At 40.0% G+C, this 20,560-nt stretch carries 12 protein-coding genes and 1 pseudogene; 10 read left to right on the forward strand and 3 right to left on the reverse strand.

The genetic code is table 11. The annotated features are described in order from the left end of the window. The first annotated feature begins 112 nt into the window (after positions 1-112). From GD002_RS00760 to GD002_RS17730, 5 genes are all read left to right on the forward strand, one after another. On the forward strand, positions 113-1,636 hold the full coding sequence (locus GD002_RS00760; protein WP_153730413.1) for a WG repeat-containing protein: 1,524 nt from the start codon (positions 113-115) through the stop codon (positions 1,634-1,636). A 1,269-nt stretch (positions 1,637-2,905) separates the two neighbouring features. After that, positions 2,906-6,721 carry a S8 family peptidase gene (locus tag GD002_RS00765; RefSeq protein ID WP_153730414.1) on the forward strand — a complete coding sequence of 1,272 codons (3,816 nt, stop codon included), beginning with the start codon at positions 2,906-2,908 and terminating at the stop codon, positions 6,719-6,721. A gap of 624 nt (positions 6,722-7,345) precedes the next feature. Then, the gene (locus tag GD002_RS00770; RefSeq protein WP_153730415.1) at positions 7,346-8,419 is read left to right on the forward strand and encodes a PDDEXK family nuclease; all 1,074 of its coding nucleotides are present in this window, start codon (positions 7,346-7,348) and stop codon (positions 8,417-8,419) included. 731 nt (positions 8,420-9,150) lie between these two features. Further along, on the forward strand, positions 9,151-10,608 hold the full coding sequence (locus tag GD002_RS00775) for a S8 family peptidase (RefSeq protein WP_153730416.1): 1,458 nt from the start codon (positions 9,151-9,153) through the stop codon (positions 10,606-10,608). A 224-nt stretch (positions 10,609-10,832) separates the two neighbouring features. Then, the gene (locus GD002_RS17730; RefSeq protein WP_194841421.1) at positions 10,833-10,982 is read left to right on the forward strand and encodes a hypothetical protein; all 150 of its coding nucleotides are present in this window, start codon (positions 10,833-10,835) and stop codon (positions 10,980-10,982) included. Positions 10,983-11,360: 378 nt separating this feature from the next. Here the strand turns inward: GD002_RS17730 and GD002_RS00780 are convergent. The 3 genes and pseudogenes from GD002_RS00780 to GD002_RS00790 form a co-directional block, all read right to left on the reverse strand. Then, a pseudogene (locus tag GD002_RS00780) lies at positions 11,361-12,501 on the reverse strand (IS3 family transposase). Between the two features lie 183 nt (positions 12,502-12,684). Next, positions 12,685-13,698: an alcohol dehydrogenase AdhP gene (gene adhP / locus GD002_RS00785; protein WP_153730582.1), complete on the reverse strand. Its 1,014-nt coding sequence runs from the start codon at positions 13,696-13,698 to the stop codon at positions 12,685-12,687. A gap of 308 nt (positions 13,699-14,006) precedes the next feature. After that, complete coding sequence (locus GD002_RS00790; protein ID WP_153730417.1) at positions 14,007-14,498, reverse strand: sigma-70 family RNA polymerase sigma factor; 492 nt, start codon at positions 14,496-14,498, stop codon at positions 14,007-14,009. Between the two features lie 389 nt (positions 14,499-14,887). Here GD002_RS00790 and GD002_RS00795 point away from each other — a divergent pair, with 389 nt between their 5' ends. The 5 genes from GD002_RS00795 to GD002_RS00815 all read left to right on the forward strand — a co-directional run bounded on the left by GD002_RS00795 (position 14,888) and on the right by GD002_RS00815 (position 20,508). Next, positions 14,888-16,000 carry a DNA sulfur modification protein DndB gene (locus tag GD002_RS00795; RefSeq protein ID WP_228548238.1) on the forward strand — a complete coding sequence of 371 codons (1,113 nt, stop codon included), beginning with the start codon at positions 14,888-14,890 and terminating at the stop codon, positions 15,998-16,000. Further along, a complete protein-coding gene (locus tag GD002_RS00800; RefSeq protein WP_194841422.1) occupies positions 15,990-17,033 on the forward strand; it encodes a DNA sulfur modification protein DndB in 1,044 nt (347 codons plus the stop codon). Before GD002_RS00795 ends, GD002_RS00800 begins: the two co-directional genes overlap by 11 nt. A 151-nt stretch (positions 17,034-17,184) precedes the next feature. Then, positions 17,185-17,742: a competence protein ComK gene (locus GD002_RS00805; protein ID WP_153730419.1), complete on the forward strand. Its 558-nt coding sequence runs from the start codon at positions 17,185-17,187 to the stop codon at positions 17,740-17,742. 195 nt (positions 17,743-17,937) lie between these two features. After that, complete coding sequence (locus GD002_RS00810) at positions 17,938-18,195, forward strand: hypothetical protein (protein WP_153730420.1); 258 nt, start codon at positions 17,938-17,940, stop codon at positions 18,193-18,195. A 21-nt stretch (positions 18,196-18,216) separates the two neighbouring features. Next, complete coding sequence (locus tag GD002_RS00815; protein ID WP_194841423.1) at positions 18,217-20,508, forward strand: S8 family serine peptidase; 2,292 nt, start codon at positions 18,217-18,219, stop codon at positions 20,506-20,508. Positions 20,509-20,560: the final 52 nt, after the last annotated feature.

Below are 20,560 nucleotides of genomic sequence, written 5' to 3' on the forward strand. Positions count from 1 at the left end.
ATACGGTGGAAACACGCTGGGTGTAAGGGTTTCTTCCATATGAAAACAGCTTTTACAAAAGCTGTTCAGTAGATCTTTTGTATGATACAGTAACATACAAAGGGGAGTTTGGATGAAATACTCGAAACATTTTTTGCTTAGTTTTTTGATGGGGATTTTTCTGCTTGCTTATTCTGGTTTTGCGCTGGCGGAAGCGGGAGAAATCAGCGCGGAGGATATTGCGGCAATTGAAGCGAAAGAGCTGAAAACGTTTAAAAGCGAGACCGATGTTCCGCGTGATAAGGTCTGGACGGTTACGTTCAATGAGGATGTCAATATAGACGCATTACAGGATCGCCAGGTGATTGTATGGAACCGTGATTTGAAAGAACAGGTGGCGGTTGTGACAGAGGCTGCCGGCAAGGAGCTGAAGATTCGACCGAAGATTGGCGGCTACGATTTTTCCACTCATTACAGCCTGTATATTCTGGAAGGCGTTGAGTCAAAAGCCGGCAGGCTGTTGAAGACGGCGGCCAAGAAGGATTTTACGGTTCTGGATGAAATCAGCTACAAGGAAATTATCGCTCCAAAGTATGACATGGCCAGGGACTTCTCTGAAGGCTTGGCAGCAGTGAAAGTCGGTGAGAAGTGGGGATATATCGATACAAAGGGAAATACGGTCATCGATTTCCAGTATGACGACGCGTATACTTTCTCAGAAGGGAAGGCTTTGGTCAAAACTGCTGAAAAAGATCCGGACGGTGGGACGTATACATACCTAGGCTTTATTACGAAGGACAACAAGTACACACCCTTCACGATAGACGGGCGGCCAGAATTTGAGATCATCCCCTTCGATCAGTCTAACGCAAGATTTCACAATGGGCTGATTGCCGTGACGGTTGATAATCCCTGGAAATTTATTTTTGATGAAACGGGTGAATTGTATATCGATTCTCCTTATTTACCGACAGAAGGTGCGATTTCTGCTGTTGATAATTATATTGATCAGGAAACAGGCGAGTATTTATTTGAAAATCCTCAGTTTGTTAATGCGCTTCCGTTTAACCAGGGGATGGCCATTGTCGCATTTTACGACGAGGAGCTGTCTGAGTATTACTGGAGTTTCATTAATAAAAAAGGAGAGACTTGGGCCGGACCTAGATTCTATAATTTCAGTGTTCGAGAAAAGTACACGAACTATAAGGTGTTCAATGAGTATTCGTTAGCCAGTCTAAAAGATACGCGTGGGATGTGGGGTGCTGTGAATAAAGAAGGGCAAACTAAGATTCCTTTTATATATGATAACTTAGGGCCTTTTTCTGAAGGGGTTGCCAGTTTTGAGAAAAAAGGGAAATATGGGTATATTGACGTTGATGGACAGGTCGTCATTGAGGCTCAATTTGATGAAGTGTCAGCATTTAATGAAGGGATAGCGGCAGCCAGGATTGGCGACAAGGCATTTATTATCAACAAAAAGGGAGAGATGATAAAAGGGACAGAAAAGATGCCGAGATCTGCTTATTTCAGAGAGGATGGCCATAATGAAGATGGAAGCGTCAACTATATTACGTATACACCTGTTGATTATGCTTTATTTAAAGAAGACGGTAAATATGGTTTTGGGAAATTGGAGTTTAACAATATAACGGATTAAAAAACAGCAGGATCATCGATAGTTGATGGTTCTGCTGTTTTTATTTTAGAGAGGCTTGTTCTTGAAGCTTTTATCAATTTGCCGGCCAATATTTATCATGACGGTATAACAAATATTGAAATGATATCTTAAAAAAACAATTCGTATACATAAGAAGAGGTATCTTTATTCACCAGGTTCACGTAAGAACCGTACAAGTTGTCAAAATGGCAAGTATTATTCCCAACTATAATTTGCTGTTTTGCCACCGGCAGAGAAACTTAGTTTATTAAATGCATATGAAATCACGAAAATTTCTTGTGTACAGAATGGTGAAATTGCTACTCTAGCTTAAATTCAAAGCACAGGCTCTTTCAGTGCGCAAAAGCCTTTTCAACCAGGTAATTTAACGGGTACTTTTGAGTTCCAGTTTGGCAATTCAGTTCCTATACCTACAATTACAGATGAGGACTTTATTGTTGAAAATATTGAGTAAACGTCAGATCAATAGAGGTTTCCTGTGCGTCACATAATTCATGGGATTTTCCAATAATTTAGCGACGTACAAAAGAAAGAACCTGCCAAATTAAGAGATCAATTTGGCAAGTTCTTTCTTTTGATTTTATTCATAGGATAATTACTTACTATTTCAGACGTCAATATCATTCTCAACATTACAGATCGTGTCCTCATCTAAGTTCATCAATCAATTCTGCACATAGCTTTTTGCAGGTTTCTCATAAGCAGGAGGATAGGCGGTGTTTCAAATATTGTCGTACCACGCTCTTCAGCTCGTTAGTAATCTTTTGGTGGACCCGCCCTAAGAGCTTTCCAATATCTCAAATAGAGTGCTTTGCCTTGTGGAGAGCGTTAATTTTTGCCTGCTCAAAAGGTTAACGTTGTTAATTTTGCGGTTTTGTTTGGCATTCTTGGTGTTTCATCATAAAACTTCCTCTCATTGTTTGTCTCTCAACTTCAATGATACACGAAATTTATGAGAGCATTTTTTGTTAGTATTTAGGTGGCTAACTTGATTCTACGAGAGGTCATCACAACATTCTGGAACGATATTAATAATTTACTAAAGTAATGGAAGAAGGAATAAGTTCTCTAATCGTTCAAGCGACGATTAGAGTTTTTTATTTTATGAACTATTTCAAATATGTGTAAAATGAGCATGCTGGTAGTACATTTGGTGTGGTACAATTCTATTATGAATTGATTGAATTATGCATGAATTATCAGTTGATTCAACTTCTGGTTTGGTAACTAAGAATAGGAGGAAGGTAAATGCATAAGTGGCTAAACTGCTTAATAGTAAGTGTATTCGTAGTTAGTGTATTTTTAAACCCAAGTGTATCATTTGCAGTGCAACAGAACGGTAACCTGAATACTTGGACAGAATCTACAAATGTAGAACTAGACAAAGAGTGGGAAATTAGTTTTTCCGAAGAAATTAATAACCAGCTATTAGTAAATGATTTTATTTACGTAATAGATTCAGCAGGTGAAAAAGTACAGAGCGATGCGTATTATAATTCGCTGACACAAAAGATACATATACAGGCACCGCGAGGCGGATATGCTCCGAATTCTAATTATACACTTGTTATAGAGGAAGGGTTGCAGTCTCGAGATAAGAAAAAACTAAGAAACACTGTGCATAAACCTTTTATAACAGGTGAGGCAGTTGGCCAAGCCGAGGATTTTGTGGAGCGACCAGATAGCAAAAATAATTTTTCGCTTCAAGAAGAACTAAGTGTCGTTGAAGAGACTGCTATTTTGGATGACAATTATGACTCTCATAGTATTCGTGTAGATGCTTCCAGAGCATATAGTGTTGATGAGATTATCATATTACCCCCTACTGAACAGTACCCATTTGGCTATGCTGCTAAAATAACTTCTGTGAAATCGATTGAAAATGGGTTTGAATTGACTGTCGTTGAGCCGGAAATGGATGAGGTTGTAAAAGAGTTTGATGTTTCCAAAGAACAAGCTGTGAATGGTTCTGACGTCAAAATGGCTAAAGAGTTAACCGAAATGGAGTTTTCATCAAACTATGTTGATCAGTTAGGGTTATTGGATCCTCGAATTAATGTAATTGATACAGAAAACGGATTTTCATTAGAACTGTTTGATATTGGCTATGAAGTTAAAGGGGAAAGTGAACCAGTGGACGGTGTCACAGTTTCTGGGGATGCAGGTGTCAAACTAAATGGAGTAATTCATTTTAAGGATGCATTGACCACGCTGGATATAGAGAAGACAAGTATTTTAAGTTTGCCAGTCGTACACAATTTGAGCTTCAGTGCTAAACAAGAACTAAAGTTAGCAGCAGAGCTTTATGGCGATGCAAAAGTAGATATGAAATTTCCATTGGCGGATATCCCAGTTCCTTATGCGTCAGTGAAAGCGATAAAAAATATTCAAGCCGGTGTTTTTGTTAGATTGTATTTAGTGATGGAATATGATGCAAACGGGAAAGCGCACTTTAGTGTAAGCCAAGAATATCATTCTGAAACGGGTTTGAATCGAACCGACGAAGGTAAGTACCAACCTTATAAAAGTTTTGAAAAGTTGGATCCGGCGTTTAAAATAGAGGAACTAACCGGTCATCTAGGAATGAAGAAAGGATTACAATTTGATGTAGCCGGAGCTATTTTGCAATGGGACTTAATATCTCTTCAAAACAAGGGAACCATCAATTTGGGGGTAGACGCTGGGACGTTAATTAAAGATTCGACCGAACTTTGTTATGATTTCGGAGCGTCATTAAATTATGATATGAGCGCTAATGTTCTTTCTAAAGAGTTTCCAATTATGAATAACGAATATAGTTTAGTAAGGTTTTCGAACTGTGAACTCAGTGATTTGAATTTTGCGGACGAACAGCTGGAAGTGAATGCAGGAGACCGAAAGAAATTAGAGATTTTTGGTGAATTGCCAGATGGGAGTAAAGTAGACTTTCTTCTGCCAAACGACTATATTAGCTTTTCTTCTACTAATCCAGATATCAAGGTAGACGTTAGAGGGAATATTGTTGTGGCGAATGATATTCAATCTGGTGCAAACTCCCAAATCAAGCTGAAGTATAAAACGTCCAATGTGAAGATTGAGAAGTCTCTTGCTCTTATAGTGAATGGCGTGGAGGAAGATAATTCCAATGATGGTACAGAAGTAATGGACATGGAACAAAGTATAATACGAACAACTAGTCCAGATGTTGCGAACGTCTTTAAGTTTATTCCTTCAAAAGAAGATTTACAGAGTAAGACCCATGCCTCTATTGGGTTTGAAAGTGATGTTCCTATAAATGTTTCTTTATATACAAGTCCAGAAGCATTAGCAGAAGACAAACCATACCAAGTATCAACGAATATCGTTAGAGTTCCATTAGCATTTGAAGGACCATACTATGTAAAGGTGATCTCAAGTTCAGTAGGTGAATTTCGAGCGAATCCTGCTTACGAAACTATGCAGCCTGAGGATCATCCGAATGGTGGTGCGTGTGCAGTAGAGGCAACGACATCAGATGTGAATGTGATTAAAAGCCTGCAATTCATACGTGATGATTTTTTAACGGAAACCACAAAAGGACAAGATGTTATTAATTTGTATAACAAATTATCACCAACAGTAGTCTGGAGTATTTTAAAAGATTCATCGCTCAGAAAAAGTTTACTGAGTGATCTGAAGAAAATCGATCACTTAATTCAGGAGCTGTATAGAGTAGCCCAAGGAAATACGACTTCTCATGTCATTACAAAAGAAGAAGAAATTGCGATTCAAAGTATTATAGAAACCGTAAAGGACTACTTACCTGAAAGCGAAGTGAAGAAGTTAGAAGAGATGCAAATTGAGATGAGCATTGATACGATGGTCGCTAAAAAGCTAGACGCATTCCTGAATGAAGCTCAATTGACAAATGCAAAGATAGAAACGGTAATGAGCGATGAGCTTATCATCAAACTTAAAGATAGTGAAAAATGGGATAATGCGGAAATGCAAATTCAATCTATGATTTTAAGCTCTTCTTTAATGGGTGAAAATCAATTGATTCATGTTGAACCACTTTACGGAAATACTAATAGAGGTTTAGATAACACATATGTGGTGAGTAGTGCAGACAGTCAGTCACTTTTAAGTATAAAAGACGATCTGGAGAATAACAAAGCTGTCGAATACGTACAACTTAGTCAGATCTATTCAATTACAACTACAGATGTCAATTATCAATATCAGTGGCCATTAGCAAATAGCAATCAAGTGGTTGGAGGGGATTTGAAGTTTGCCTCGATTCAAAAAGAAACGAACAATAAGAAGATGAAAGACGTGATAGTTGCCGTTATAGACACGGGTGTGAATTATGAGCTGGCAGATTTTAAGAATATCGTGTTACGTGACAAAGGATATGATTTTGTGAACAATGACGAAGATCCTATGGATGATAACGATCACGGTACGCACGTAGCTGGCATCATAGGCGCAAAAGCAAGCAACGGTTATTCGATAGCAGGCTTGAATCAGCATAACAAGATTATTCCGATTAAAGTTCTTGATAAGAACGGAAGAGGCTCCACTAGAAATATTGCGCGTGGAATTACTCACGCTGTGGATAATGGTGCACAAGTTATAAATTTAAGTCTTGGAACAAGCTCGTTCGATCAAACAATTGAAGAGGCGATTATCTATGCGACGAATAATAATGTCACTGTAGTAGCAGCGACTGGTAATGATGGCAGAGAGAAATTATCCTATCCTGCAGTTTCTGAATATACTGTTTCTGTTGGTGCAACTACTGCCGAAGGTGTATTGGCGAGCTTTTCAAATTATGGTAAAGGGATTGACATAGTAGCCCCTGGGGAAAAGATCCCAAGCTTGGTCACAAGTGGTGAAGTGATGTATGCTTCAGGAACTTCGATGGCGACGCCTTATGCTGCAGCTCAAATTGCTTTGCTCTATTCTGTTGCTGATGATATGAATATGGAACGTGTTAAAATAACCATTGAAAATCATCATGTTGACTTAGGAGACAGCGGTTATGACGTGAAATATGGTTGGGGGCAATTGGAAACTGTGAAGGCAATGCAATCGCTGGAATAAGGAATGTATATCCTATATGGGATGCCTCGTAAGGCTCAAGTGTTCTTTGCTATTCTGACAACATGTAGTAATTTGTATACTTTCTTATAGTCTACTGGTGGCGAATTAATAGGAGGGTAATTGAATATGAATTATCCTAAAGCACTGTTTTTATTCTCTGTTACCTAACTAGCCCATGAAAGTTCTATAGATTGACGACTTGTGTAAAAAGAATACATTTCGTTATGAATATCGATTGATTGCCAGTCTATACCCTGGTGTAAGTGAGAAAACGGTACAACGTGTCATGCAGAAAAACGGTTGGCAGTGCCATGTGAAAATGAAGAAACGAAAGCGAATTGTACAACCTGCGTACGTGGCCCAATATCGTATCACGTTGAAATTAGTAATGTATGTATTTTCTGATAATTTTTATTGTAGTATTGGACAAATTACCTTTTGAGCAGCAGAGGAGGCGAGAGTGATTGCACAAATAATAGCAAGCGGCTATTGTACATCTGAATTTTATGAGCATGACTGATGATCTACCAGACGTGATATAATTTTTAGCGAGAGGACCAAATCCGTAAACAAGTAGTAGGGAGGGAAATCCTCAAAAAAATAATGTAGATAGGGGTTAATAACATGCCTATTGAAGTAGGAATTTGGAATGTGAAAAATTCAAATGTGAATCGTCTGAGTTTCTCATCGATAGAATCTGAAAGTAAACTTGAAGATATTCTGGAGAAAGACTTTTCCATAATCGACGAAAATATTTTGGTAGTGGGCAGACAAATTGCTACAAACCATGGAAAATACATTGATATTCTTGGAATAACTGCTGATGGTGAGCTAGCTATATACGAATTGAAGAAACAGCAAACACCGCGTGAAGTAGTAGCACAGACAATTGACTATGCAAGTTGGGTGCAAGCATTATCATACAAAGAACTGATTGACCTGTATGAAGAGAAGAATCAGGATTCATTAGAGGAAGCGTTTGAAGGGAAATTTGGTGTTTCACTTCCCGAAGAGTTGAATAATTCTCATCGGATGGTTATTATTTGTGCGGAATTGGATTCAGCCACTGAGAGAATTATTCAATACTTATCAACGAATTATGACGTACCGATCAACGCAGTGTATTTCCGTTTCTTTAAAGAAAATGATAACGAATACCTTACTAGAACGTGGCTAATTGATCCGGCAGATCCAATGATTAATACATCACCTAGCAAAGTCGGTAAGAAAAAAGAACCATGGAATCAGCGTGATTTTGTAGTGAATTTCGATGATGGTGTGAGTAGAAGCTGGCAGGATGCGCGGAGATACGGATTTGTATCCGCTGGCAACGGAAAATGGTTTAGTCGCACACTTAATAATCTATTTGTAGGAGCGCGCGTATTTTGTATGATTCCAGGAAAAGGATACGTTGGTGTAGGAACAGTTACTAGGAAAGCTGTGCCTTTGAAGCAAGCTGAAGTGGATGTCGATGGACAAGTAAAAAAGTTATTGAAATGTGAACTTACGCAAAATAATTTTAACCATGATTTAGATGACATGGAGAAATGTGAGTACATTGTAACAGTTGATTGGGATAAAAGCTATCCTATTAAAGATGCGTATTGGACAAAAGGTCTACGTGCCAATCAGAATTCTGCATACAAATTGACGAATCAATTTACGATTGAAAAATTAGAAAGTTTTTTCAAGTGCTGAACGATGTGGGAAGTGGGGCAGCTACACAAATAAATTTGCCGCAATACAAAGTGAAAAAATATAAAGACTATCTCTCGAATTCACTGCTTTGAATTTTGTAGATAGTCTTTTACTGTAGGAGATAGATAAATTACCTTTTGTACACAAGGTAATCGAGATCATGATGACACTACATCCGCTCACTGGGCGGCAACGAACTGGTAATAGCTATAGTCTTTAGAACATTTACTAGTAAATATTCTAAAGACTATAAGTTGAAATCATGTGTAAAAAACGCATAACTAAGTTCGCTATCTCTGCCGTACATTACAAGTTGGATTTATATCCGTCCGTATCAAAAGTAAACCAATGTAACATACTACATTTCCTCAATTATATCTGTATTGTCATGGTTAAAGGTGCCTCTGCATCACGCAATTTGGACACGATTCCGACTTGTATACAATGTCGCAGATAGATGTTAAAACAAGAAAATTTATTGGGTTAGTTCTTGCCTAAACAGAACCAGCTCTTCAAACGAGAAATCGGTTGGAGGGCTTTTCTTATGTCAAAATGTTTCGAGTTGTGTGAGTACCTGGACCCGGTTTGATATTTGACGTATATGAAACTTGTCTTTTAAAGTCTTCTACATATAATTTGTGTAAGTAAAATTACCCACTAGTACATAATTCATTTAGCTGATAAGATAGAAAAAGGAGTAATTGTAAAATATTTCAGAGGGAGATGAGAGCTTGAAAAAATTACCAGCTATGTTTGTAGGTAGTATTTTATTTCTTTATGCTGGCTTTACGCTGGAAATACAGGCTGAAAGCAATGCGGGCAGGTATATTGTGTACTACACTGATTCAGGGCAAGTGGACAAAGAACGTATCTTGGAATTAGGAGGAGAAGTGGTACATTCCTATGAGTATATTCCTGCATTGCTTGTAAGGGCTACTGATGAACAAATGGATGCGATTCGTTTGGAAGCACATGTCCAGCATGTGGAAAAGGATGCCGAGTCGCCAGTTTTCATGCCGGTTCAATCTTCTTTTGACCGGCTGGTTAAAAGTTCAGATCAGTATAAACCATGGGGGATCGATCGGGTTCAAGCTCCGCAAATATGGAAGCGGGGGTATACCGGCGAGGGAGTGAAAGTTGCTGTAGTAGATACGGGGATTGCTTTGCAACATGAAGATTTAACTGTGAGTGGCGGCGTTTCTTATGTTTCGTATACGAAGTCCTATGCGGATGATCATGATCACGGCACCCACGTGGCAGGAATTATCGGTGCGAAAGATAATTCGGTTGGTGTAGTGGGTGTGGCACCTGATGCAGAACTTTATGCGGTAAAAGTAATCGGCCGCAATAACTCTTTCATTACCTCGGATCTCATTAAAGGAATCGAGTGGTCGATCACGAATGATATGGATATTATTAATCTGAGTTTGTATACGTATAATTATTTTGATGATTATGGACTTCACGAAGTGCTCAAAGCGGCTCACTCAAAAGGTTTGTTGCTTGTAGGCGTAACGGGAAATTCAGGAACAGACGATATGACGAATACCGTAACGTATCCAGGAAAATATGCTGAAGTCATTGCCGTAGGGTCCATTGATGAATACAACTGGCCGTCCTACTTCTCTTCGTTTGGAACGGAAGCGGAAGTCGTTGCACCGGGAGAAGGAATTTTTAGCACGGTCAAGAATGGCTCCCATAACTATATGAGCGGAACGTCGATGGCAGCGCCTCACGTGGCAGGCATGTTGGCTTTGATGAAAGAAAGATATCCTCATTATACGAATGTACAACTGCGAAATGAATTGAAGAAAAACACGAAAGACCTTGGCGTGAAGGGGTGGGATCCGTATTATGGCCACGGACTGATCCAAGGTGATCTCGGCCACTATAAAATATGGCCGACGAAAAAAGACGTAGCGGATGAGCACGTATGGAAGATTACGTACAACCGTCCTGTAGATCCTGAAAGTGTCATTGAAGAGAATTTTTACTTAACGGACAGTATAGGGAATAGTTACCCGGTGCTTCCGGAGTGGGTAGAAGATAATCAGAGAGAAGTAAGAGTTCGTGCACTTTATCCGTATCAAGAAGGAGAAACATACACGTTATGGATTGAAGATATCAGGAGTTCTGGCGGGGCTTATTTGAAAGAGAATGTGCAGATGGATTTCACAGTGAAGAACTGAATGGTAGAAGGTGCCTGTGCAACACACAATTCAGACGCTATTCTGACTTGCATACAATGCTGTTAGTCAATACTGTGACCTCTAATCGAGCAATGGGTTGGGGGCTTTTGGGTTCGGATATGTCAATGTCAGACAGATTCTGATAGAATGGGAGAGTAGCCGATATTGTTGGGGTGGATGGTTGTCACTTGTTCCTTTCCGTAACTGGAAAGGAGGTGATAATTATGGAACTATTTCTTGAGTTTGTAAAAGAGGCTCTGAAGGGAGTTACGCGTACAATCAGTGCGCATCTCTTTCAGAAAACCTTTTTAGACAAAAAGAAAGCCACCCCGCGCCGTAGGAAGCAAAAGGGTGGTTCTCGAAACAAACATTAATTTTTGACAACCATCGCCCTGACGGCTATGGCTGCAGGAGAGTAGAGTTCGCGCTCTGCTCTCTTTTACTATCTATCCCCATTCTAACTTAAAGATATGCACGTTTCAAGGAAATGTTACCTGTGTATGAACTGACGCGCGAGTGAAGGGTGCCTGTGCATCACACAATTCGGACACTATTCTGACTTTTATACAATGCCGTAGACAAATGTTAGAAGGGTAGAGAGAATGTGCCCTTGCGCCAAACATTCATGATTGTTTATCTGTGCATAACATTACTCCAACATTATTCTAACAACTAACGGGTAGATAAAAGAAAGAGCCGCCCTCCAGACTACGGCACTGCCTGTCGTTTTTGAGACAATAATAAAACACCTTCTAAACAGCCTTTTGTCTGTATCGTACTGGCGACTGGCTGTTTAGTTTCGTTTGAATACGGATATTGTTATAATAATGAATATACTCTTCGACAATTTGTATTACACAAGCATTTGTTGTGCGATAGATTTCGTCGAGGTAGAACGTTTCAGACTTTAGCGAGGAGTGAAACGTTTCTATAGGGGAATTATCAGCGGGCGTGCCTTTACGGGACATGCTCATGGTAATTCCTTTCTTTTGGACTGCTTCTTGATAGGCATAAGACGTATAGACGGAACCCTGATCACTATGAAGAATACAGCCCTCTGGTAGCTCTGCTAGTTGATCTAGGGAATCCAACACGAAGGCTGTGTCTTGTGTAGATCCAATGGTGTAGGCCACGATTTCACCATTTTACAGATCCTTTATACTCGAAAGATACATCATAGATTGACCAAAAGGCAAGTACGTAATATCAGTCACTAACCTTTCGAGAGACTGTGTAGCCGTGAAATCACGTGATACGATATTGGGTGCCACATACGCAGGTTGTCCTGTTCGCTTTCGTTTTTTCATTTCACACGGCACTGCCAACCGTTTTTCTGCATGACACGTTGTACCGTTTTCTCACTTACACCAGGGTATAGACTGGCAATCATTCGATATCCATAACGAAATCTATTCTTTTTACACAAGTCGCCAATCTGTTGGTCTCGTTCTCCTTTTTGCGTGTTCTGATCAGCTGTTTTACGCCAACGATAGTACGTAGAACGGGCTACTCCTAAGTGCAGGCAAACTTCACTTACCGTCATCACTTCCTTTAACTCTTCCACTAGCTGAACTACTACTTTTGGTACCACTTCCTCTCCAACGCTCTGTACTTTTTTAAAATATCTATCTGTTGTCGTAAATATCGATTTTCTGCTTGAAGCTCAGCTGTTTCACTTTCATATTCTGGTCCTTTCCCATACGTATATTGCTTTCCAACAGGCTGTTGTAAGCGATGTAGTTCGCCATTGCGATACCATTTCATCCATGTTTTGAGTTGCGTTACATTTCGGATGCATAGTTCCTCCATTACTTGCTTCACAGGAACACCGGCCAATCTCATTTCAATAGCTTTCATTTTCACTTCTGCTGGATAACTTACTCTCGTCGCCATAGAAAAAACACCTCCACATTGATTTCATAAGGTTCTATACCCTATTTTCAACGAAAGGTGTTTTTATTTGTCTCATTTTTTTAGGTCAGTTCCCTACTCACTAATCTGGAGGACGTGCTCTTTCTTTAGTTACCTATATACACTATAAGAATTTACTAAAATTTATAGCAATTAATCTGAGCATCAATCAAACGTCAAAACAATGCGCCCATTAATCTGCCCTTTGACCATCTTATCCAGCACAGTGTTAACTTCAGAAAGAGGAGCTGTTTCGATCTGTGCTTTTACTTTTCCGCGTGCAGCGAAATCAAGTGCTTCTTTCATGTCGATTCGCGTTCCGACGATCGAGCCTTTTACGGTTACACCGTTCAATACGGTGTTGAATATAGGGATTGGCAGTTCCTCATGTGGAAGACCGACTGCGACGAGTGTGCCTCCACGTTTTACGGAACGGTATGCTTGTTCAAATGGTACTTTTGATACAGCGACACTGATCGCTGCCTGTACGCCTGCAACTTGTTCTTGAATCGCTTCGGCAGGATCTTCTTTCATGCCGTTTATTGTAATATCAGCCCCTAGTTTCTTGGCAAGCTCCAATTTCTCATCTGCGATATCTACCGCAACGACATTGAATCCCATCGCCTTTGCATATTGCAGCGCTACGTGACCTAGTCCACCGATACCGTAAATGGCAACCCAGTCCCCAGGCTTCGCTCCCGATACTTTCAGCGCTTTATACGTTGTCACACCTGCACAGAGAATCGGTGCTGCTTCAACTGAACTTAGATTTTCAGGAATTTTCGCCACGTAATCCGCTGCTGCAAGGCAATATTCTGCATAACCACCGTCAACTGAATACCCACCGTTTTCTTGATTGTGACAAAGCGTTTCTTTACCTTCCAAGCAATAATCACACTCGCCGCATGCAGAGTAAAGCCAAGGAATCCCGACTCGATCTCCAACTTTCACGGAGGTTACGTTCGGTCCGACAGCTTCGACGATCCCGACACCTTCATGACCAGGGATGAGTGGAAGTTTCGGTTTAACAGGCCAGTCTCCATTGATTGCGTGCAGATCTGTATGGCAGACACCGCATGCTTCCAATTTCACTAATGCTTGACCAGAGCCTGGTGTCGGTTTTGCCAGTTCCTCAATTTTTAACTCTGTCTGAAACTCTCGAACGATGGCTGCTTTCATAGACGTCTTTTGATCTGTTGCTTGTACGTTCCCACTTTCGATTGCTGATTTCATGAATGATTCCTCCCTATTCTCGTAATCAACTTTATATATTGCAAGAAGTGTGCCAACTATGAAAGCGCTTTAAATGTGCAATTGTGGGTGAGAACTATCGACAATCCGGCAGGTTGAGCCGACTTTTCGGCAGGGGCGGACGGTAAATCGGCAAGTTTGTAAGTAGATTCTATTAATTAAAATAGGGTCTGGACATGAAAAGTACTCTCACAATTACTCAGAAAACAAAGATTGAATGTGTACTCCACTGTAACTCATTCCTCCTGCGTCGCCATCAACTGCTCCCGAAGTTTCCGCAACAAACGCTCTCTTCGTTTCTTTATTCCTGCCACCGAAATGTCAAAAACTGCTGCGCATTCTGCTTGTGAATAATGATCCGCAAAAAGATGGATGAGCAACCGACGTTCCTCTAGAGTTAATGCCCGAATGGCCTCCCCTAAACCTGAATCGTCCTCTACTTCGAATGAATAGCTACCCATACCTTCCAACACATCTCCTTCCATAGGTGAATTAACCGAACTAAAACGATTTTCTCGTTTCATTTCATCTAATAGCGCTCCATAAATTGAACGATAAGCAAATGGTGTAAAGTTACCTTTGTCTTCATCGAATCGATTCCATGCCTGCCATAAAGCGACTCTTCCTGCTTGGCGGTACTGTTCAAAATCACGATAGATATGCAACTTCCGAATGACTGCTGAAATCATCGGTTCATATTGAGCTAACACTTCTTCAAACTTCTCCATCATAGCGACCTCTTCAGGCCGTGCACGACACCTTGTATTCCCTGGGTGTCTCCATCATAGAGAGGTCAAAACTTAAAAACGAATGAATATTTTTGAAGTTTGCTAGGTGAAACGTAAAGTTTGCTTGTACAAAAGTGGAAGTTTGATTCAAGTGAACGTAAGGAGTTGTTTGTTTTTAAATAATCTAGATAGTCGCGCTCATAAAACACGTTTTCAATTCCTCTTTAAATGATAAAAATACGACTTAACATAAAATCTTTAATTTGTAAAGACACAAAGAAAATAAGCGCAGTAAAATGCTATTGACTGTAAATTGAAAATACTACGAAAATTAGGTGGACTATTCAGATTAGTTGCGCTATGATAGGTAAAATGACAGGGGGGTGAATATGCACATGACCAACTCGGGAATGATGACAACGATGAGTGGAGTAAGCTATGAGCAATTTGGTAAAGAAGTGCTTTGTACGCAAATTCGATTTTCTATGCTAGATGCCGTGTTTGAGGTAGACCACGAAGTGCAACGACAGCTGGATCCTCGAAAACGGAAAGATATTCGGAATTATATTTTAGAGTGTTTAGAAAAGGGCGAGCCGTTTTATTTTTCACCATTTGTATTTTCAAGTAGAGGGAATATCAAGGAAACGAGTAATGGATTTAACTTAAAACCGGGAAGTAAATTATATGTCCTTGATGCACAACACAGAACATCTGCTCTATCTTCAGCGGTTAGTCATTTGAAATCTCGTAAGGAAGCGGCAGAGGAAGCCGGAAATTGGAATGATGCGAAAAAAGTACAAGGCTACTTAGAGATACTTACCGCTTACCCGGTAACTGTCCAAATTTATCTGAACTTGAATCAGCAGCAGGAGCGACAACTGTTCACGGATCTGAACGCAGAACGCAAGGAAGCACATCCAGGACTATTGCTTCAGTATGATCAGCGAGATAAATATACAGAGCTCACACGAAGCATAGCGAATGAACTGCAATTAACCATGGAAATTGAACACAAAAGATCTCGGTTGACTGAACAAAATACAGCGATTACCTCGTTAATTACAATGCGGAAATGCTTACTTGCGATGTTTGAAGGCATTCTTACCGTTAAGACAGGCGATCCTTATTTTCGGGGCTGCAAAGAAAGGGACGTACCGGAAATAGCGAAAGCGTTTTTTACTTCTTGGCAACAGCTATTTCCTAAGAAAATGAACGATCGAAAAAAATACGCTTGCGGCGTGACAGGTGTTCAAGTCGCTTTAGCTTACACTGTGTATATGTTGATGCGTGAACAATCCATTTCGCATATGGAAGCCATTCAACTCACTCAATTACTAAAGAAAAAATGTACGTGGAAGCACGATGATCCTGCATTTAAGCACATGTACGATAAAGAGTCTGGACAAGTACGAAACCATTCGAATTCTACGGCAGTAAAGCGGACGATGAAGGAATTTTTGTTGCTCATTCATGAAGAAAGGAAGAGATCAAATGCTCGTTAATGAGGTGTTTTCCAAAAAACAAACGATTGTAGTTTATTCGGTGAAAGAGTTAACGGAAATGTTGGCAGATGAACGACTCGTCTTGCGAGACATTAATAAAGGACAAGTCTTAATGATACGAAGGTATATCGTGGATAATATAGAGGAAGAACAGATTTATCTGCCACCGATTGTTGCTAGAATTGAGTCAGGAAGTTTAGACGATGGGAAGCCAGATAAGCTAATTATCATCGATGGAACGCAGAGGGTGAAGGCGCTTACTCAATTAGAGGCAGCTACTTCACGGTTGATCAATAGCGAGGATCCCAAAGAACAAAAGCGAGGGTTTACGTTACATTATATGTTACATGACATACAAGTCGCCGTGCAGATTTTCGAAGGACTAACAACATCTGAGGCAGACCAACTATACATTGATTTAAACACGAAAGGGAAAAAGGTTTCGTTATCAAAACGTATCGCCTATGACTCTAGAAATGAGATTAATCAGCTAACGAATAAAGTGCTAAAGCATAATCGATTGTTGCGAAAAGCGGGAGTAGAGCAGGAGAAGATTGCGGTTCTACGACCGAAAAATAAAAATTTGCTCTCCTTATCTCAGTTACGTCGACTGACAGGCTATTTTATGACGGGAAAACCTGTTACGGGTAAACTCAATATGAGTAGTGAAAATATTGTACATACGGAAGAAGTGTTCGATTTGATCAACAGTTGGTTTGATGAACTATTTGAACTGTATCCCGCTGATAAGATCGGAGACTATGAAGAGTCGATGCTTGCGAGTTTTCCTTTGCTATCGGCGTTGGCTCAGTATGCCTATGAGGGGCTCGAACAAGAAACATTTGAGACGAAACGGGAAATGATTCAGCATCGGATGCAACGTCTAGCACATATTGATTGGTCACGAGATCAAGAGATTTGGAGAAAATTTGACGGTACGATCAAAGGAAAGGCGAAATATTATTATCTACATCATGATAAGAAAACGAATGACGCATTGGTGAGTTGGCTTCGCCTTGAAGGAGGTGAGTGATGTGTGAGGAAATGGAAACGAAGAATCCCCGAGTGTTGATAGTCTGGGCAGACCCACTCGAGGATATAAGATTGGAGTATACCAATCTAGTAAGAGTATACTCCTTTTTGATTAATTTCAAAAGCGTTTAAGAAAAAAGGAGGAAACGAAAGTGAAGACGACAACGGACTATGTAATGAACAAAGGTACTAGTGTGATCTTTCCGGAATACAATGAGGACGGAAAGCTGCAATCTGTCGTAGTGGAAAACAACAGGTTATATAGAGTGGATCAAAAACCAACTACATTAGTTGATCAAAATCTTCGTTATTATGGGTCTAGTTTGCGAGGGGCAAAAGATGGAACACGTATGATCTTGGGGAATGTCATGATGTCACCTGTCGTCATAAACGAGAGATTGAACCTGTATTGGTTTCCAAGCAAATCTCCGTATCGAGACGACTGTGTGTGGTTTGCACTTCAACATATTAAAGACTACAAAGCGATTGGAAATAAAAAGACAAGCATTACGTTACTTAATGGTACGAAATTTATGCTTGATTTAAGCAGCTACTCGTTTGAGGAAAGGTTCAATAACGCCTGTAGGTTGAAAACTTTAATTGAGGGAAGAACCATTCAACTGATGGTTTGTGAATCTGAACAGGCAGCTTCATATTTGATCAGCAAAGATCGATGTGATCGGAATTATGAGGTGTTGGAGAGAGAGTAGTGACGTAGGGAGGAAAGGGAAGTTCTCTAATCGAGAAGTTATCGATTAGAGAACTTTTTAATTCTCATTAAATAAGAGATACTTACAGTCTAGCTGCAATCCATTAATTAGTCCTTATGAATCAATAATATAGACTCAATAAATTTACTATATGTGTTAATATAGGTATATATTTTAAGAGAGAACAGTGATGGTGTGAGAAAAAGAAGTAGTTATCCTTTAACTTTGATGGTATTTTTGCTTGGTATATTGGGGCTTTTCCAAATTGAAGCGAAGGCAGAAACTAAAGATGAAGGAAAAGAAATGGAGCTAGTAGTTGAGTATGCGGATCATCATCAATCGCTTTCTGAAGACTTTTCTTTGACAGAAGTAGAGGCGCGAGAGGAAATAGCACCAAACGTAGAGTTGTGGCGCATTGCAGATAATGCTGATCTACATGAGATAAGAGATTAATTGCTAGAGGATCCAACAATTGTGAGTGTCGAGCCTAATTATGAGCGACAGTTATTCGTTTCAGTAAATGATCCATATATTGGTTACCAATGGTGGGTTTCACAGGTTCAACCACAATCCATTTGGTCTAGAAAAGGAAGTCAGCAGAAAAATATAGTCGTTGCTGTCATTGACTCGGGTATAGCAACGAATCATGAAGATTTGCAAGGACGTATTCAACCGGGGGGCTATAACTTTTATAGCAATAATACAAATGTCTCGGACGTTCATGGGCATGGAACAATGGTGGCGGGTGTCATCTCGGCTACTTCTGGTAACGGAATCGGTATTTCTGGGATTACGGGCGCTTATAATATCAAAGTATTGCCTCTAAAAGTGTCTCATGCGAGTGGAAGTAGCCGTGTATCTGATATTGTGAAAGCGATTGATTATGCGATATCAAGTAAAGTAGATGTAATAAATCTTAGTTTAGGAAGCGCACAGTCTTCTTCGGCTGAAAATGCTGCTGTTCAACGAGCGATTCAAGCGGGGATTACAGTAGTCGCTGCAGCTGGTAACGAAGCGTTAAAAGGAAATTCGATTAGTTATCCGGCTTCTTATGAACATGTCATATCAGTTGGCGCAGTGGATCAGCAAAATAGTCGCGCTGCCTTTTCGAATTACAATCCGTATGTAAGTGTAGTGGCGCCTGGTACCGAAATCTATACAACTGATCTCAGTAATAGCTATAGCTCGGTAAATGGAACATCGTTTTCAGCTCCCATGGTCGCAGGAGCTGCTGCAATAGCCAAGTCGCTACAACCTGATGTTACGCCCCAACAAATTAAGGGATTGTTGGAAGACACGGCAACAGACTTAGGGAATCCAGGGAAAGATTCGCATTTTGGTGCGGGGCTGTTGAATCTAGAAAGATTAAATTCAAAACTAACCACGACTGATGCACATATACCTGTGAGCAGTATTGAATTGAATACGACTACTTTGACAATTGATTTAGATCAAACCAAAAGTAGCGCAAGTATGGAATCCAATGATATAGAAGAATTAGAAAGCATGCGTAGTCAAGCAGCGATTGAATACGAAAGAGAGCCAAACGATTCTTTCTTGACAGCTAACCCGTTGACTCTAGGTAACGGCATGGTCGGATCGATCACGAGGTATTATTTTGATGTAGATCATTACCGATTTACGTTACATTCACAGGGGAGACTTTCGTTATTGGCAGGGTGGGTTGAAAATTCACTAATTAGCCATTGGGATAATAAATATTTAATGATAGGCATCTATAATGCTCAACAGCAATTAATAGATGTTGCCAGATTGCGCACCTTATCAGACGGTGAACAGGCGATGTACTATTCTGATGAATTGCCAAAAGGTACGTATTATCTAGTCGTTTTACAATCATCACCGTATCAATACGTTTTTACCAATGAACGGTACTTGATCAGTTCCTTGTTTACGCCAAATAGAGAACCAGAACCAACACCTGAGCCGAAGCCTGTATTTTCATTTGATAAAGCTTTTATGCAACTTGGACAACTCAAGCCATTCGTGACAAATATAGAGACGACGGGCAAATTGAGTTCATCCACACCACAAGTTGCGACAGTAGATTCAAAAGGAAATGTACAAGCAGTCGGTCATGGAGCTACTACTATTCGCTATTCCAGCAATACCATTAGCAAGGAAGCACAAGTGAAAGTTTCTAGTAAATCCAATTCAGCTACAGCAGCGTTGTTCGAAAAAATCTTGCCGGCAAATGCAACGGATCAATCGGTAACTTGGACCTCATCGAATCCAGCTATCGCTGAAGTGGACGAACATGGCATTATCGTAGGGAAAAAAGTAGGAACGACAGTTGTTTCTGCAAAAACAAAAGATGGCGGATTGACGGCAAGCACGACGGTGACGGTCATAGGAAAAGAAGTACAACCTGAATTCGTCGGTGATTTCCCTTCTATGACGGTAAAACAAGATAAAACTTTCACCATTACATTTAACAAAGAATTACAAGTAGGAAAAGATTACAGCACAGATATTCTCATCGCGCGGTCACCAAACGGTAATGATGGGATTACTACATTCACCACAAAGGTAGATGCTTCATCGCCAAATAAATTATATATTACACCGAATTACAAATGGGATGAAGGAACGCATTACTTGACCGTTTCGAAGAATTTGCAAAATAAAAATTCAGCATCGTTAGCTAAAGATACTCGAATGAAGTTTGAGGTCCTAATGGATTTCCAAGTGATCGATACAATGGAAGTGCAGAATTATGAGCGGTTATTGGAAATGTTGCATTGAGGATAAGTACAGTGCATATTTACTTGAAATCAAAAATTTAAAACTGCCGTAT

The sequence above is a fragment of the Sporosarcina obsidiansis genome, assembly GCF_009651005.1.
Lineage (GTDB): Bacteria > Bacillota > Bacilli > Bacillales_A > Planococcaceae > Sporosarcina > Sporosarcina obsidiansis.

What these genes read in the sequence shown, in the direction of transcription:
- adhP (WP_153730582.1), bottom strand. Translation starts at nt 13,698, where the DNA reads ATGAAAGCAGCCATCGTTCGAGAGTTTCAGACAGAGTTAAAAATTGAG.
- GD002_RS00770 (WP_153730415.1), top strand. Translation starts at nt 7,346, where the DNA reads ATGCCTATTGAAGTAGGAATTTGGAATGTGAAAAATTCAAATGTGAAT.
- GD002_RS17730 (WP_194841421.1), top strand. Translation starts at nt 10,833, where the DNA reads ATGGAACTATTTCTTGAGTTTGTAAAAGAGGCTCTGAAGGGAGTTACG.
- GD002_RS00795 (WP_228548238.1), top strand. Translation starts at nt 14,888, where the DNA reads ATGCACATGACCAACTCGGGAATGATGACAACGATGAGTGGAGTAAGC.
- GD002_RS00800 (WP_194841422.1), top strand. Translation starts at nt 15,990, where the DNA reads ATGCTCGTTAATGAGGTGTTTTCCAAAAAACAAACGATTGTAGTTTAT.
- GD002_RS00790 (WP_153730417.1), bottom strand. Translation starts at nt 14,498, where the DNA reads ATGGAGAAGTTTGAAGAAGTGTTAGCTCAATATGAACCGATGATTTCA.
- GD002_RS00765 (WP_153730414.1), top strand. Translation starts at nt 2,906, where the DNA reads ATGCATAAGTGGCTAAACTGCTTAATAGTAAGTGTATTCGTAGTTAGT.
- GD002_RS00760 (WP_153730413.1), top strand. Translation starts at nt 113, where the DNA reads ATGAAATACTCGAAACATTTTTTGCTTAGTTTTTTGATGGGGATTTTT.